At 58.3% G+C, this 14772-nt stretch carries 15 protein-coding genes; 6 read left to right on the top strand and 9 right to left on the bottom strand.

Translation table 11 applies throughout. The features are described 5' to 3' along the window. Nucleotides 1-55 precede the first annotated feature (55 nt). Complete coding sequence (locus D1820_RS07410; RefSeq protein WP_024096368.1) at nucleotides 56-490, bottom strand: hypothetical protein; 435 nt, start codon at nucleotides 488-490, stop codon at nucleotides 56-58. 91 nt (nucleotides 491-581) lie between these two features. Between D1820_RS07410 and D1820_RS07405 the strand changes: the two genes are divergently transcribed. Then, nucleotides 582-1457, top strand: a complete 876-nt coding sequence (locus D1820_RS07405; RefSeq protein ID WP_118068393.1) for a LysR family transcriptional regulator — start codon at nucleotides 582-584, stop codon at nucleotides 1455-1457. Nucleotides 1458-1493: 36 nt separating this feature from the next. On the opposite strand, the gene D1820_RS07400 is transcribed toward D1820_RS07405, so the two are convergent. From D1820_RS07400 to D1820_RS07380, 5 genes are all read right to left on the bottom strand, one after another. Further along, nucleotides 1494-2528: a low specificity L-threonine aldolase gene (locus D1820_RS07400; RefSeq protein ID WP_118068392.1), complete on the bottom strand. Its 1035-nt coding sequence runs from the start codon at nucleotides 2526-2528 to the stop codon at nucleotides 1494-1496. Then, nucleotides 2529-2999 carry a YcgN family cysteine cluster protein gene (locus D1820_RS07395; protein ID WP_040173908.1) on the bottom strand — a complete coding sequence of 157 codons (471 nt, stop codon included), beginning with the start codon at nucleotides 2997-2999 and terminating at the stop codon, nucleotides 2529-2531. Next, the gene (locus D1820_RS07390) at nucleotides 2996-3928 is read right to left on the bottom strand and encodes a bifunctional riboflavin kinase/FAD synthetase (RefSeq protein WP_118068391.1); all 933 of its coding nucleotides are present in this window, start codon (nucleotides 3926-3928) and stop codon (nucleotides 2996-2998) included. Before D1820_RS07390 ends, D1820_RS07395 begins: the two co-directional genes overlap by 4 nt. Nucleotides 3929-4009: 81 nt before the next feature. After that, entirely contained in the window at nucleotides 4010-4453 is a 444-nt protein-coding gene (locus D1820_RS07385; RefSeq protein WP_024096372.1) for a MaoC family dehydratase, read from the bottom strand. A 143-nt stretch (nucleotides 4454-4596) separates the two neighbouring features. Then, nucleotides 4597-5472 (bottom strand): TIGR01459 family HAD-type hydrolase, encoded by an 876-nt coding sequence (locus D1820_RS07380; protein ID WP_118068390.1) that lies wholly within the window; start codon nucleotides 5470-5472, stop codon nucleotides 4597-4599. 139 nt (nucleotides 5473-5611) lie between these two features. Between D1820_RS07380 and D1820_RS07375 the strand changes: the two genes are divergently transcribed. Further along, nucleotides 5612-7582 (top strand): methyl-accepting chemotaxis protein, encoded by a 1971-nt coding sequence (locus D1820_RS07375; RefSeq protein ID WP_118068389.1) that lies wholly within the window; start codon nucleotides 5612-5614, stop codon nucleotides 7580-7582. Nucleotides 7583-8287: 705 nt separating this feature from the next. On the opposite strand, the gene D1820_RS07370 is transcribed toward D1820_RS07375, so the two are convergent. Further along, nucleotides 8288-9208, bottom strand: a complete 921-nt coding sequence (locus tag D1820_RS07370; RefSeq protein WP_118068388.1) for a manganese-dependent inorganic pyrophosphatase — start codon at nucleotides 9206-9208, stop codon at nucleotides 8288-8290. Between the two features lie 200 nt (nucleotides 9209-9408). On the opposite strand from D1820_RS07370, the gene D1820_RS07365 reads away from it, so the two are divergent. The 3 genes from D1820_RS07365 to groL all read left to right on the top strand — a co-directional run bounded on the left by D1820_RS07365 (nucleotide 9409) and on the right by groL (nucleotide 12304). Next, nucleotides 9409-10119, top strand: a complete 711-nt coding sequence (locus tag D1820_RS07365; RefSeq protein ID WP_118068387.1) for a DUF2161 domain-containing phosphodiesterase — start codon at nucleotides 9409-9411, stop codon at nucleotides 10117-10119. A gap of 169 nt (nucleotides 10120-10288) precedes the next feature. After that, a complete protein-coding gene (locus D1820_RS07360) occupies nucleotides 10289-10576 on the top strand; it encodes a co-chaperone GroES (protein WP_027234856.1) in 288 nt (95 codons plus the stop codon). A 75-nt stretch (nucleotides 10577-10651) separates the two neighbouring features. Further along, nucleotides 10652-12304, top strand: a complete 1653-nt coding sequence (groL, locus tag D1820_RS07355; protein WP_102896556.1) for a chaperonin GroEL — start codon at nucleotides 10652-10654, stop codon at nucleotides 12302-12304. A 300-nt stretch (nucleotides 12305-12604) separates the two neighbouring features. Here groL and D1820_RS07350 read toward each other — a convergent pair whose 3' ends face one another. Beyond that, nucleotides 12605-13021 (bottom strand): hypothetical protein, encoded by a 417-nt coding sequence (locus tag D1820_RS07350; RefSeq protein WP_118068386.1) that lies wholly within the window; start codon nucleotides 13019-13021, stop codon nucleotides 12605-12607. Between the two features lie 128 nt (nucleotides 13022-13149). After that, nucleotides 13150-14136, bottom strand: coding sequence for an IS1595 family transposase (locus tag D1820_RS07345; RefSeq protein WP_118068385.1), 987 nt, complete (start codon nucleotides 14134-14136; stop codon nucleotides 13150-13152). On the opposite strand from D1820_RS07345, the gene D1820_RS07340 reads away from it, so the two are divergent. After that, entirely contained in the window at nucleotides 14095-14673 is a 579-nt protein-coding gene (locus tag D1820_RS07340) for a GNAT family N-acetyltransferase (RefSeq protein WP_254683376.1), read from the top strand. The genes D1820_RS07345 and D1820_RS07340 overlap by 42 nt on opposite strands. Nucleotides 14674-14772 lie beyond the last annotated feature (99 nt).

Genomic DNA, 14772 nt, shown 5'->3' with positions numbered 1-14772 from the left:
GAGGCGGCACTGCGCCTCGACTTTGCGTTTTGAGGGTCCTGGGGTGAGAGGGCGGTCAGATATCGTTCACCGTGGTGACGGTTTCGCGAAAATAGTCAATTTTGCCATCCGCCTGATGCGACAGGATGAAGGTGACGCTTTCCACCATGCGGCCACGCACAGCATAGTGATAGCGTTGATGAAAGCGGGTGTTGTACCAGCCATCGCCCAGATCCTGTGAGCTGAGTCCGACAATTTTGGTGCCCTGGGGAAACACCTCCGGCCCAAGCCGGGACAGGATCACGCCGAAGCCTTCAATATCCGTGGCCTGTTGCCAGCTGACGTCGACACCGTCGCTGTCGCGGTAGTGGTCAATGCGGAAATCAATGTCCGGCGCGATAAAGCCCATCAGAGCCGGATCGCCTGCTTCGAACAGCCGGAGCAATTGCTCGATGGCAGGTTGCGATGTGGTGTCGGTACCGGGGGCGGTGGCCAGATTGGTTGCGGGCATGGTGTTCTCCTGTTGGGTGTGAAGTCAGGATCGCAAAGAAATCGAGTATAGGGAATTGCTCTGTCATCTATCCTTGGTATAGTTTTGAACTATGGATGATCTCACACCGCTTCGGTACTTTCGCGCCGCCTATGAATTGGGAACCTTTAGCGCTGCAGCTCGCGCCTGCGATGTACGCCAGCCATCGGTCTCTGCCGCGATTGCCCGGCTTGAAGATCGCTATGACGGGCCATTGTTTCACCGCGGCAGGGATGGGCTGACGCCAACCGCGCTCGGCCATGAGCTGTACAGCCAGGCCGGTGGGGTTCTGGCACAGGTGAGCCAGCTTGAGGCACGGCTGAAAGGCCATGTGGCGCGTATGGTGCGGGTATATTGTGCGCCTGATGTGATGATGGCGCCGTTTGAGGCCGGGTTGGCCCGGATCCGCCGTGCGGTGCCGCGGGCGCAGTTTCTATTCACCGATGATGCGCTGCAGGCCGATCTGCAGTTTGTCGCCGAAAGCTGCCTGCCGCGTGGCTGCGGGTATCACCCGCTCTGGCAGGAGCGTTACGGCCTTGCGCTTCACTGCGCGCATCCGCTGTTGGCGAAGGCAAAGCTGACCCTCGCCGATATGGCCGGGGAGGCGCTGATTGCGCGCCCTTATTGTCCCAGCGCCGATCGCTTTCTGACTTCGCTGGCGCAGGGGGAGGCGGCATTGGCGGGGCTGCGGGTGGCGGCCAGCGCGATCCATGATGCCCAGCTGATGGATCTGGTGGCCGCCGGGTTGGGGGTGGCGCTAATGCCGATGTCCCATGGTGAGGCCCATCGTGGCATTGTGTTGCGTGACATTTCGGACATCGACCCGGTGACGCGGGTGGTGGGTGTCGGTTACCGCAAGACCGGGTTTGCGGGCGACATGGCCCGGCATTTTCTCAACCGTGAGAGCGTCGTGGGTACCATGTCTTTGGCCTCGGTCGCGGCAGTCTGAAGGCAGCCGTTGGAACCGCCGCCCTCAGGATATGATCTATAGCAGCGCCAGAAACGCGTCGATCTGATCGTCGCCGATCGACCAGTCACAGACAAAGCGCGCTGTGAGCTCTTCCTTTGCGGCGCCGTCCAGGGTTCCGTCCCAGAGATGATAGACAGCGCCCGCATCGAACAGCCGCTGATGGGTCGCGCGGGGCAGCGTGGCAAAGATCATATTGGCCTGCGGTTCATGACTGAAATGGGCCCCGGCATTGCGCAACCCTGTCGCCAGACGCGCGGCTTTTGCATTGGCGGCATGGGCGTTTCTCAGCCACAGATCGTCGGTCAGATAGGCCAGCATCTGCGCCGACAGATAGCGGTGTTTGGAGAACAGATGCGCGCCGCGTTTGCGGCGATATTCGAACTCCTGGGCCTTTGCCGGATCGAAGAAGATCACCGCCTCGACGCCCATGCAGCCGTTCTTGGTGCCTCCAAAAGAGACCGCATCGACGCCTGCTTTCCATGTCATCTCCGCCGGGGAGCAGCCGAGAGAGACCAGCGCGTTGGTAAAACGCGCCCCGTCCAGATGCATTGCTAGGCCATAGGATGTGACCACATCGCCAAGGGCCGCCAGCTCATCCACTGTGTAGACCGTGCCGAATTCCGTCACCTGGGTGATCGAGACCGGTCCGCGTTGCGGCCCGTGTACGCCACGGGTTTCCTCGCCCTCAATCGCAGCGCGCAGATTGGCGGGAGTCATCTTGTCGGCTGCTGTGACCAGCGTCAGCTTGGCGCCGCCGGTGTAGAACTCCGGCGCGTTGCATTCGTCCATATTGATATGGGCGGGGGCGCTGCAAAACAGCGTCTGCCAAGGCTGCGACAGAGTTGACAGCGCCAGCACATTGGCCGCCGTGCCGGTTGCCACCAGATAGACGGCAGCCTCCGGGGCTTCAAAGATCTCGCGAATGCGGGCCGTGACCTTGGCCATCTCCTCATCAGCGCCATAGCCCATGGCGTAGCCGGTGTTCGCGGCATTCAGCGCTGCAAGGATTTCGGGATTGGCCGGGCCAGAATTGTCAGAGGCGAAATGCATTTAGAGCGGCTCCTCGATAATATGCTCTTCCCAGTCTTCTTCGGGGGTGTCGAATTCGGAAACGGTCCAGCCGCGCACCGAGACACCCGCCTCATGCACGCTGGCCGGATCACCGGTGATCAACGGATGCCAGTCGGGCAGGGGGTTGCCCTCCCACAGCAGGCGATAGGCGCAGGTCTGCGGCATCCAATAGGCGTGCGTGTCCAGATTGTCCGGTTTCAGCACGATACATTCTGGAACAAACTGGTGGCGGTTCTCATAATGGGCACAGCGGCAGGTGGCATCATCCAGCAGGCGGCAGGCAACACGGGTCAGCGCAACCTCGCCGCTGTCCTCGTCCTCCAGCTTGTTGAGGCAGCACTTGCCACAGCCGTCACAAAGCGCCTCCCACTCACGGTTGTTCAGCTTCGCCAGTGGTTTCTTTTCCCAGAACCGTTTGGCCAGTCCGTTGCGATCAATACCGTCGCTCATAGGGCCGCCAAAAGGCTGCGCGCCTGTGTGCAATCCGCGTCCATCTGCGCCAGCAACCCGCCGAGCCCGTCAAAGGTCATTTCCGGGCGCAGGTATTCTACCAGACCGACAGACAGCGTCGCACCATAGAGGTTGCCGGTGAAATCAAACAGGAAGGTTTCGATGTTGGGATGGCTGCCGTCAAACATCGGACGCACACCAACGGAGGCCGCCCCGTGATAGCTGCCCTGATGCGGCCCATCGAGCACGTCAACCAGCACCGCATAGACGCCAAAAGCAGGCTGATGCAGCCCGTCGATGGACATATTGGCGGTGGGATAGCCCAATTCGCGGCCGCGCTGTTCGCCGCCGATCACTTCGCCCTCAATCCGGTGCCAATGGCCCAGCATGTTGGCGGCATCCCGCGGGCGTCCTTCACTCAATGCGCGGCGAATGGCGGTGGAGGACACTGTGTCCTCGGAGTATTCCATCAGCGGGGCGATGGTCACGCCAAACCCCATATCCTCGCCAAAGCGTTTGAGATCCTCGGCAGTGCCCGCACGCCCCTTGCCGAAACAGAAGTCGGAACCGACAACCACATGCCGCAGCCCCAACCCGTCAGCGATGACCTTGCGCGCAAAAGCCTCGGGTGTGAGGCCAGACAACGCCGCGTTGAAGTTCAGCTGATAGAGGCGCTCGACTCCCAGTTTTTCCAGCCGCGACGCGCGCGCCTCGGCTGACATCAGCCGGAACGGTGGGGCATCTGGGGCAAAGAACTCACGTGGGTGCGGCTCAAATGTCATCACCCCCAGCGGCGCTTGCGGCTCTGCCTCGCGGGCCAGGTCGATGACCGATTGATGGCCGCGATGAACACCATCGAAATTGCCGATGGCGGCGACGGCTCCACGATCCTTTGGATCTACGAATTGAAAGTCACGGATAATGCGCATGGCCACTGCCTAGCCGCGCCGACGCGCGCTTGCAAGGGCCATGCCGCGGGTTGGTGCCGGTTGCTGCGGGGCCGCCTTGGCTCAGTCAAACTTGCGGGACGGCGCCATCACCATGGCCTCACCGACCAACACCTTCTTGCCGTCGACCATGCAGCGGCAATCCAGCTTGACCCGCCGCTTGTCGATTTCGATGCCAGTGACTTCGACCTCGGCCAGAACCAGATCGCCGGGGCGCACAGGGGCGAGGAACTTCAGCGATTGACTCATGTAGATGGTGCCATGGCCGGGCAGCTGCTCGCCGATCACCGCAGAGATCAGCCCGGCTGTCAGCATCCCATGAGCAATGCGCCCCTGAAACATGGTGTCCTGAGCGTAATCCTCATCCAGGTGCACAGGATTATGATCGGTCGAGACTTCGGCGAACATCTCGATGTCCTTATCTGTCACCTCTTTGCGCAGATAGCGGACCATCCCCATTTCGATATCTTCAATGCAGATGGTCCCGCGTGGAAAATTGTCCAACATGTGCCTCTCCCGGTTGCCGTAGATTTGCAGTCGATTGTTTTTTGGCGGTCCGCCTGGTATGGGCTGGAAACAATCGGGCAAATATTAACTCTTTGCGGCAACTTTATTACTTCGCAACCGCAGAAAAGCAAGCGTTTTCTGGCTTAGCGCAATTTGCCGATGGAATAGGTTGGCGCGGAATTTTCCTTTTCCAAGTATTGGGTTAGCGCGGTTTCATCCGGTTGGTGATCGGTTTGGGTCTCTTTTGCGGCAAGTCCACCTGTGATGAACAGTGAGTCCAGACCCTCCCCCATGGCGCCGGCGACATCCGTATGCGGCCCATCGCCGATCGCCAGAATGTCGCGGTCGGCGATGTCCTGACCCAGTTCCGCCAGACGCCGCCGCGCCAGATCATAGATCGGCGGATGGGGTTTGCCGAAATAGAGGCTCTCGCCGCCCATTTCGGTATAAAGCCGCGCCAGCGCGCCGGCGCACCATTCGCGGGTTTCGCCACGATCGACCACGATATCGGGGTTCGCGCAAAGCAACTTTAAGCCCATCTGTTTGGCATAGAGAAAGTCGGGCCGGTTCACATCAGGGTCTGCTTGGGTGTCAAAGGGACCGCAGCAGACAATGCCTTCGGCTTCTTTGAGCGGCACCCGGACAACGTCGAGCGGATCGTCGAGCATTTTCAGCGGTTCGAAGAACCCGGCGTCGCGCTCCCATTCGCCCATGAAATAGACTTTGCTTCCGACCGCGCCATTGAACATCGCGGCCCGTGCGGAGTCGCCGGAGGTGGCAATGGTGTCATAGGCATCATCCGGCACACCAAAGTCACCCAGCTGAGCCGCAACCCCGGCGCGGGGTTTGGGGGAGTTGGTCAGCAGCACAACGATGCCGCCGTCCTTGCGATAGGCCTGCAGCGCTGCGACTGCTTCTGGATAGGCGGTGATTCCGTTGTGAACACAGCCCCACAGATCGACGAACAGGGCTTTGTACTGGGTTGAGACCTCTGCGAGCGAGGAAATGATCTGAGACATGGGCTGATCTTTCGCGTGGAATTCCGGTTGCCCAAGCTATGGCAGAGCAGGCGGTATTTGACCAGATCGGCCCTATTTCCAGTTTTTTAATAACCGAGGCGTAGAACGGTCGTGAGTTTCAACCCTGAGGTGTGCTGTAATGTTTCGAACGATTTCCACGAAAACCCGATTTATGATTTCGGGAGCTGTATCGGTTTTTACGATCCTGGTGCTTGCTCTCATATCTGTTTACAGCCTCTGGCAGAGCGAACTGGAATTGGAACGTCAGATTGATGTGACCAAAACGGTTCGGCATGAGTTGAAAATTGACCTGCTGCATGAAGAACTGCATGCCGAGGTGATCTATCTGGTGTTTGCGGGTGACCACGCTACCGCCGAAGAGAAGGAGCAGCTGCGCCTGCGGGTCTCTGAAGCTGGCGAGGAGTTGCGTAAGAACCTTGAATTGCTGAAAGGGGACACGCTGCCGCCGAGAGCCCTGACACAAGTTGAGAGTATGGTGCCAGAGGTCAATGTGTTTTTAGAGCGAGGCGTCGCGCTTGCTGAGTTGGCGATTGAGGATCCGGTTGCGGCGGAGGCCAAGGTTGACGCGTTTGAACAAAGCTACAAGGCCCTCAACAAAAAACTCCACCCGCTGAGTGACTGGATCGAGGAATCGGCAATCGAAACCGCAGCCGCTGCGCGGGCGCATGATATGGCCCTGCTGTACATGCTTCTCGGCACATCGGCCCTGCTGATCTTGGTGACCATCTACAACGCCCGCAAAATGACCCTGAATATCGTGCGCCCGATTGGCCGTATGCGCGAGGCCCTGCGCGAAGTTGCTGAAGGCGACTTTGGCCTGAAGGTCGAAGCCCGCATGCGCGGCGATGATTTCGGGCAGATTGCCCATGACATTGACCGTGTGTCGGGCCGTGTCATCGACGAGTTGGAAAAACAGAACGCACTGCGCGATGAAAGCGAAAAGGTCATCGACCGTTTGCGTCAGGGCTTGCAGCGGCTTGCGGCGGGCGACTTCAGCGATCAGATCAACGACAGCTTTGGTTCCGACTATGATCCGCTGCGGATCAACTACAACGAAACCGTCGACAAGCTGAACGAGGTTATGGCGCAGGTGGTCAAGGCGAGTGCAGCGATTCAGACCCAGTCCGATGAAATCCGGAGCGGGTCCGAGGATATGTCTGCCCGTACCGAAAGCCAGGCGGCCACTCTGGAAGAAACCGCAGCTGCGTTGGAAGAGATGACCGTCAGCGTCAGCAATTCCGCGAAGAACGCCAAAGCGGTAGAAGGTGCGGTGGATTCCGCCCGCAAGGATGTTGAGAACAGTGGCCGGGTTGTCGAAGGTGCAATCGAGGCGATGAACGAGATCGAGCGTTCCTCAGGCCAGATATCCCAAATCATCGGCGTCATTGACGATATCGCCTTCCAGACCAATCTGCTCGCCCTGAATGCAGGTGTTGAGGCCGCCCGAGCGGGTGAGGTCGGTCGTGGTTTCGCTGTGGTGGCGTCCGAGGTGCGTGCATTGGCGCAACGGTCATCGGATGCGGCCAATGAAATCAAAACGCTGATCACAGCCAGCACCAGAACTGTCGAGGAAGGCGTCGAAAAGGTCGATAGCGCCGGCAAGGCCCTCTCGCAGGTTGTCGGAGAAGTGGTCAATATCGCGACTTTGGTTTCCGGAATCTCTTCGGAGTCCGGGGAACAGGCGCAGGGGCTGAACGAGATCAATATCGGGGTTGCTCAGCTGGACAATGTCACGCAGCAGAATGCCGCAATGGTTGAGGAATCCGGTGCAGCCATTCTGAAGATGAACAGTGAGACCTACGGACTTAATCAGATTGTCAGCCAGTTTATCCTGCTGTCATCCGATGGGGTCGAAGGCGGATCCGTCTCTGCAGCCACGCGCGCAGCGGAAGTGGTCGAGGCTGGCCATCCCGATGAGGAACGCTGGGAAGACTACAATGAGGTCTCTGCACATGGACCCGTTTCAGGGGACGGCATTGATGATTGGGACAATCACAGCCCGTCATCGCAGAAACCCGCTGCGTCGGCAGGCGATGCCGGGAACCGTGACGGCTGGGCGGATGACGATGCGGTGGCAAATTTCGCATAACACGGATCGGACCAAGGCGCGCGGCTGACATGGCGTGCCTTGGTTGTGAACTTCAGTGATCACGGTGCTTCAGATACAGGGCTTCAGATAAAGGCGCTTCACATGATGCAGATATCAAGGTGGGCAGCATCGGGGTGGCAAGGATGAGCCCAGTCTATATGAGGCCTGGGGATGGCGGGTTACGGCAATCCGGAGGGCGTGTCTGATCCTCTTGACCGCGCGATGTACTCTGCCGACAGATTCTGCGCGGTTCTATCGGGCCGTATTACCTGCCAAGCAACGGCGGGCTGGTCAGCAGCGTGATAGTCATGGCAGGTTTTGCGCGTCGCTGTAGGCAGGCTAGGCGCGGCCGCAGTTGGCATATAAGGCAAAGCCGTGCAGCGCAAAAGAAGAGCCAGCCCGTTTCAAACTTGCTTGCACGATTGCATATCAGGTTCACGGCGCGCTGGCCCTGTCGCCGGAAAGGGGCATGTGAGGTTGCAGACCTCAGGCGCAGGCTGCCAACCCGATGCAGCATGGGAACCCCGGGCACAGGCGTTCGCCGCTGCAAGGACAACTGGCAGAGCGCTGCTGACAGTGACCCCTCTGCGGGGATCGTTCGGAAATCAAAAATGCGGGGCTCTGTATAAGCCCCGCATTTCAACAATCAGATTGCGGCAGCAATAGAAAGCCGCCTCAACCTTAGCGCATTGAGATCTAGCGACCTCAGATCGCCAGATTGGGGATGATCTGTTTCTTACGGCTCATCACGCCAGGCAGAACGACGGTATCGCCCTCAGCTGTGGCATCAAAGCTCTTGGAGGCGAGGCTGCGCACCAGATCATTGGGGACCAGCAATGTGGCCTCTTCCTTCAGGATGTCCACGACGAAAAGCAGAACCTGATCGACACCGTCTTCTTTGGCCACCGATGTCATGGTTTCCATCAAGGACGCCTTGCGATCCAGAACCACGCCGGGAGCGGTGGTTTCCAGAACGGAGACGCGGAACTTGGTGCCGTCGATGGCATACTCTTTTGAATCCATCCGCAGAAGTTCCGCGTCGGAGAAGGCCGACACGTCGGATTTCGCAGCAAACATATCGGCGGCATAAGCGGCGATATCCACGCCCAGATCTTCTGCCAGGCTATAAGCCACGGCCTTATCTTCCTGGGTTGTGGTGGGGGAGCGGAATTCCAACGTGTCGCTCAGGATGCAGGTCAGCATCGCGCCTTTGATGTCGCGCGGGGCCTGGGCCAGATCGGCGCCGATCATCTTCCACATGATGGTCGCGGTGCAGGCGACCGGCTCAATGCGGATGTTGATAGGGCCTTTGGTTTCAAGGCCGCCAACCAGCTTATGGTGATCAATGATCGCTTGAATATCGGCGCCATTGATATTGGCTGGCAATTCGGCGGGATTGTTGGTGTCGACGATCACGACAGGCTGGTCATCGGCGACGTCTGCGATGATCTCCGGCTTGTCCAGACCCCAGTGCTGCAGCATGAAGGCCGCCTCGGTGTTGGGCTCGCCCAGCAGTTTCGGCGCGGCGTCGACGCCTTTGATCTGGTTCAGGTACCAGGACCAGATGATCGCGGAGCCGGTGGAATCGGTGTCGGGAGATTTATGGCCGAAGACGAAGGTGGTCATGACGTGTGTCCTATGCAGGTGCCGGAATTTTGCGCGTCTTATAGGCATGGGGCAAAGACTTGTCACCCCGGACCGGTGACTGATCAAGGCGGCTATGTCGTTTGTGCAGATTTACGCTGACCGGCACGGATCTAAGGCACCGGGCAGGCGATCGTGGCGAATTGCTTTTCCTTCGGCGCGGTCGCGGCTACCATCGCGCTATGGACCGAGAAGATCAGCTCTATCCGCCTGTTAAGGCCCTGTTCGAAAGCCAGGGCTACACCGTCAAGGGTGAGGTCGGCGCCGCTGACGTTGTAGCCTGTCGCGGTGATGAGCCTCCGGTCATTGTGGAACTGAAACTGCGGTTTTCACTCTCCCTGTTTCATCAGGCGATCACACGGCTCGCGCTGAGTGATCTGGTCTATATCGCGGTGCCCAAACCATCGGGCCGTCAGGCGCGGCGCATGCTCAAGGACAATCTGTCGATGTGCCGACGTCTGGGATTGGGGCTGATCACGGTACTGCCGGATGGGCGGGTTGAGGTGCAATGTGATCCGGGGCCGTATGCGCCGCGAAAGTCGGCGAAGAAACAGACGCGTCTGCTGCGCGAGTTTCAGCGCCTTCAGGGCGATCCCAACGCAGGCGGCGCCACACGGCACGGCATTGTCACAGCCTATCGTCAGGATGCGCTGCGCTGTGCCGCCCATCTGGCTGAATGCGGGCCGAGCAAAGGCGCGGTCGTGGCCAAGATGGCCAACGTTCCCCGGGCAACGCGGATCATGGCAAGCAATCACTACGGCTGGTTCATGCGGGTGCAAACCGGTGTCTATCAACTGACGGAGGCTGGCCAGGCAGGGCTGGTCCATTGGGCGCATAGCTGGGAGCCGACAGAGCCGATTGATGCGACGCAATCCGACGCGGGTCAGGGCTGACGTCCAGGGCAGAAAATTGCCACAAAATTTCCCAACCAACCTGTTGACAGGCGCGCGCACCCTGCCTAGCTATTCCATCGTTAGCACTCAGATACGTTGAGTGCTAACACCTCCTGCGGGGAGCAGGGGGGCGAGACAACAACCTTTGAGCCTTTAAGGAGCTACAAAGATGGCATTGAAACCGCTTCATGACCGCGTGCTGGTCCGTCGCACCGAGAGCGAAGAAAAAACCGCCGGTGGTCTGATCATTCCTGATTCCGCCAAGGAAAAGCCGAGCGAAGGCGTTGTCGTCGCAACCGGCGAAGGCGCACGCAAGGACAGCGGCGAGCTGATCGCGATGGCTGTGTCTGCTGGCGACAAGATCCTGTTCGGCAAATGGTCCGGCACCGAGGTCAGCGTCGACGGCGAAGAGCTGCTGATGATGAAAGAAAGCGACATCATGGGCATCATCGAGTAAGACGCCGGGATTTTCCCGACATCTTCTCTGATCCCATTCGCTGACAATTACAGATTTTCTCTAGGAGAGTGAACAATGGCTGCTAAGGACGTCAAATTCGACACCGATGCCCGCAACCGTATGCTGAACGGCGTCAATATTCTGGCTGATGCCGTGAAAGTGACCCTGGGCCCCAAAGGCCGCAACGTGGTTCTGGACAAATCCTTCGGCGCACCGCGCATCACCAAGGACGGTGTGTCGGTTGCCAAAGAAATCGAACTGGAAGACAAGTTCGAAAACATGGGCGCCCAGATGGTGAAGGAAGTTGCTTCCCGCACCAACGACGAAGCCGGTGACGGTACCACCACCGCAACCGTGCTGGCGCAAGCCATCGTCAAAGAAGGCCTGAAGCAGGTTGCAGCGGGCCTGAACCCGATGGATCTGAAGCGCGGCATCGACCTCGCGACCTCCAAGGTCGTCGAAGCGATCAAAGCATCGGCCCGTGACGTAAAAGACAGCGACGAAGTTGCGCAGGTTGGCACCATCTCCGCCAACGGCGAAGCTGAGATCGGCCGTCAGATTGCAGACGCGATGCAGAAAGTCGGCAACGAAGGTGTCATCACCGTCGAAGAAAACAAAGGTCTGGAAACCGAGACCACCGTTGTCGAAGGTATGCAGTTCGACCGTGGCTACCTGTCGCCTTACTTCGTCACCAACCCTGACAAGATGATTGCTGAGCTCGACGACTGCATGATCCTGCTGCACGAGAAGAAACTCTCCTCGCTGCAAGCCATGGTTCCGCTGCTGGAGCAGGTGATCCAGTCGCAGAAGCCGCTGCTGATCATCGCGGAAGACGTTGAAGGCGAAGCGCTGGCAACTCTGGTTGTCAACAAACTGCGCGGCGGCCTGAAAATTGCTGCTGTCAAGGCACCGGGCTTCGGCGATCGCCGCAAAGCCATGCTGCAGGACATCGCAATTCTGACCGGTGGTCAGGTGATCTCCGAAGATCTGGGCATGAAGCTTGAGTCCGTCACCATGGACATGCTGGGCACCGCCAAGAAAATCGAAATCACCAAAGACGAAACCACCATCGTCGATGGTGCTGGCGAGAAGGCCGAGATCGAAGCACGTGTTGCACAGATCCGCACCCAGATCGAAGAAACCACGTCCGACTATGACCGTGAGAAGCTGCAAGAGCGCGTTGCCAAACTGGCAGGCGGTGTTGCCGTGATCCGCGTCGGTGGCATGACCGAAGTGGAAGTGAAAGAGCGTAAAGACCGCGTCGACGATGCCCTGAACGCAACCCGCGCAGCTGTGCAGGAAGGCGTCATCGTTGGTGGTGGTGTTGCTCTGGTTCAGGCTGGTAAGGCACTGGACGGTGTCGAGGGTGCAAACTCTGACCAGAACGCCGGTATCACCATCGTGCGCAAAGCCATCGAAGCGCCGCTGCGCCAGATCGCTGAAAACGCAGGTGTCGACGGTGCCGTGGTTGCAGGCAAGATCCGCGAATCCGCGGACAACAGCTTCGGCTACAACGCCCAGACCGATGAATATGGCGACATGTTCTCCTTCGGCGTGATCGACCCGGCCAAAGTGACCCGCACCGCTCTGGAAGATGCGGCATCGGTTGCTGGCCTTCTGATCACCACCGAAGCCATGGTTGCTGACAAGCCCGCCAAAGAAGGCGCGGCGGCAGGCGGCGGCATGCCCGACATGGGCGGCATGGGCGGCATGGGCGGCATGATGTAATCACAAATCCCGTTGGGATTTGGGATGCGACAAAAGGCGATTGGCCGCATAGGCCAATCTGCCAGACGTCCGCCGCTTATGATGTTAGGAATTTGGGCTGCCTTCGGGCGGCCCTTTTTCATTAGCAATGTCTGTAAAGCGTGTTGGGCGTTTGATTTTTGCCGCCGCGAAGATGTTTTGCGCCGCAAGAATCATTTATTTTTCAGTTCGATAGCTTTGGAGGTTAAAAGCGCTTGCAGTCCTGATTGATTGCCACAACTTTGCAACCTTAGTTGCATCGACCATTTGGCTGAAAAGCAATCACCAGGTTTCTCGTGCGGCTTTCGATCTTGTGAGCCGCATAATGCGATCTGAAACCTCATCCTCTTTTGATTGCGCCATCCTGGTGCGCCCCAACATCAAGCCTGCACAGATAAAATACCAACGAAAGAACCATGGGGCAAAGAGCACCAACACTCCGATGCCCAGAACCATGTTGACGATTGCTCCGAAAATACCCGTTTTCTCAAGCAGGAGGACGGACAGAATGCCAACAGGGATCATGGGTAAAAAGAACCAAATCCACAGCGTTCCGAAGGCGAATATAGCCAGGAGAGGCACTCTCCTTGCGACCTTGAGCACCCAAGCCTCGTGGCGCACAAAACGTAACTTCACCCAAAGAGGCAATTTCCGAACAAGAAATACGTCATGTTCTTCTAATGTGTTCAGCTCAGTCATGCAGTCACAATTTTTCCTCTAATAACAAATCGCATAGCAGGCTTTCGTCCTGCGCGCAGCATCCTTTTTCCGGGTCGATTGGCGCCTCAGGAAGAGCAACAGAAGAGCTTGCTTGACGGCTCTGGTGACTACTTCAGAAGGCTACCGAGCGCTGTTTCAGGCTCCATGCCGATCCTCACAATATACCAGTCCACGTAGCCATCCAGATACTTCTTCGCAGGCCCCTTGAAAGGGCGTAGGAAGTCTTTCATGCGCGAATGCAGTGCATTGACATTCTGGATGTGAAAGCTCTGCCCTATCTTGCGGCTGCCTGGTTTGGTGCCCAAGACAAAATGGGAAATTCCGGAGGCTTGGGCGAATTTGGCATAAGCCCCCAAACCATCCGAGCAGAGAGCGGCATCCCGACGAATGATGGGGGACAGGCATTGGTAGATCGTCCGGTCCCGGCGATCAGGAAGCCGTTCGGCAAAGCGGTTCCCGGACCGGTCCATGGCCGTCAGGACTGGCAGTCTCCACTTACTGAGGCCGCGTTTCATTAACGCGCCGGTCAGCTTGTATTCATACCAACGCAGTCGAGGCGGCTTGGGGTATTGAGTGGGATCTTGCTGATGGCGCACCCATTCCCGGCTGCCTTTACGGCTCTCGCGGACGAAGGTCTCATCCACCTCTACAATTCCGGTGAGCGGTTCGATGCTCTGAGATAGAGAGCGCAGGATGATCTGCCGCCAACGCCAGACCGTATCCTTGCTTATGCCCAGCTCATTGGCCAGTTGGCGCACGGAGTCAGGGATGGGCGAGACAAACATGTCCCGGACAACACGGTAGAACAGATTGAGCCGCTGAATACGGGCGATCGAACTGCCTGTTCTACCGTTGTAGGTCTTGCGGCATTGGGAACAACGATATCGCTGTGCTCCGGTTCGCGTGCGCCCCCATTTCTGTTTATCTGTGGCGCAGCAATGGGGGCAGCTGCTTTCTCTTGCCTTTTGGTCGATTACCCCAAGGGCGGCATTCTGCGCCGTCATGTCCTGCACTGACCGCACCAAATCTTCCGCCTGATCGGGCGTGAGGCCATGCAGTTGTTTCAGCAGATTTTCGAAGGATTTCTGTTTCATATAGCCTCTGCATGTAAATTGCAGAGGCTATATTGGCCTTTTTCTCAAAATCTGAATCCAACCAACACGCTACAAAGACATTTCGTTTTCATTTTGGACAGCGAAGGCCCGCCTTGCGGACCTGCCTGCGGCGCGAGTATTTTTAGAAAGGTGACTGCCGGGAGGTTTGCGATGGTTGTGGGGCCGGATTTTTCGACCAGCGTCAACGAAGAACACTATGAAGAAGTGGATAGGTTGCTGAAGTCGGCATTCCCAACTGATGCCGAAGCGCGGCTCGTGCGGCAGTTGCGGGCCGATGGGGACATGATTTTTGAGTCTCGTAAGCCTTGGGATGGAAAGGTCGGTGGCTATCTTGCGCTGAGCCGGATGTCTGCGCCTGAAGGATGGGCCTGTCTGGCGCCGATGGCGGTGCGGCCGGAATGGCAGGGTGGCGGAGCGCAACCCGAACATGTCTGTGGGCGGACCAAAGGAAGGCATGTGCCGCGGACCTTGGCGGTTTGGCTCGCGAATGCTGCAGGAGTTGGCAGCCATTTATGAAATTCCACTTGAAAGACTGCCTGCCAATGTGCCCGAGACCATTGTGGTTCTGGGTAAGCCCTCCTTTTATGGCCGGTATGGTTTCAGCTGGCAGCGGGC

This window comes from Phaeobacter sp. LSS9 (genome assembly GCF_003443595.1).
Taxonomy (GTDB): domain Bacteria; phylum Pseudomonadota; class Alphaproteobacteria; order Rhodobacterales; family Rhodobacteraceae; genus Phaeobacter; species Phaeobacter piscinae.
Note: the sequence above shows the minus strand (reverse complement) of the source record. Positions and strands in the feature narration are given on the sequence as shown.

Bases quoted from the DNA above. Each gene is read 5' to 3' on its own strand.
- D1820_RS07410 (WP_024096368.1), bottom strand. From the start codon at position 490: ATGCCCGCAACCAATCTGGCCACCGCCCCCGGTACCGACACCACATCG.
- D1820_RS07405 (WP_118068393.1), top strand. From the start codon at position 582: ATGGATGATCTCACACCGCTTCGGTACTTTCGCGCCGCCTATGAATTG.
- D1820_RS07400 (WP_118068392.1), bottom strand. From the start codon at position 2,528: ATGCATTTCGCCTCTGACAATTCTGGCCCGGCCAATCCCGAAATCCTT.
- D1820_RS07395 (WP_040173908.1), bottom strand. From the start codon at position 2,999: ATGAGCGACGGTATTGATCGCAACGGACTGGCCAAACGGTTCTGGGAA.
- D1820_RS07390 (WP_118068391.1), bottom strand. From the start codon at position 3,928: ATGCGCATTATCCGTGACTTTCAATTCGTAGATCCAAAGGATCGTGGA.
- D1820_RS07385 (WP_024096372.1), bottom strand. From the start codon at position 4,453: ATGTTGGACAATTTTCCACGCGGGACCATCTGCATTGAAGATATCGAA.
- D1820_RS07380 (WP_118068390.1), bottom strand. From the start codon at position 5,472: ATGTCTCAGATCATTTCCTCGCTCGCAGAGGTCTCAACCCAGTACAAA.
- D1820_RS07375 (WP_118068389.1), top strand. From the start codon at position 5,612: ATGTTTCGAACGATTTCCACGAAAACCCGATTTATGATTTCGGGAGCT.
- D1820_RS07370 (WP_118068388.1), bottom strand. From the start codon at position 9,208: ATGACCACCTTCGTCTTCGGCCATAAATCTCCCGACACCGATTCCACC.
- D1820_RS07365 (WP_118068387.1), top strand. From the start codon at position 9,409: ATGGACCGAGAAGATCAGCTCTATCCGCCTGTTAAGGCCCTGTTCGAA.
- D1820_RS07360 (WP_027234856.1), top strand. From the start codon at position 10,289: ATGGCATTGAAACCGCTTCATGACCGCGTGCTGGTCCGTCGCACCGAG.
- groL (WP_102896556.1), top strand. From the start codon at position 10,652: ATGGCTGCTAAGGACGTCAAATTCGACACCGATGCCCGCAACCGTATG.
- D1820_RS07350 (WP_118068386.1), bottom strand. From the start codon at position 13,021: ATGACTGAGCTGAACACATTAGAAGAACATGACGTATTTCTTGTTCGG.
- D1820_RS07340 (WP_254683376.1), top strand. From the start codon at position 14,095: ATGCAGTTGTTTCAGCAGATTTTCGAAGGATTTCTGTTTCATATAGCC.
- D1820_RS07345 (WP_118068385.1), bottom strand. From the start codon at position 14,136: ATGAAACAGAAATCCTTCGAAAATCTGCTGAAACAACTGCATGGCCTC.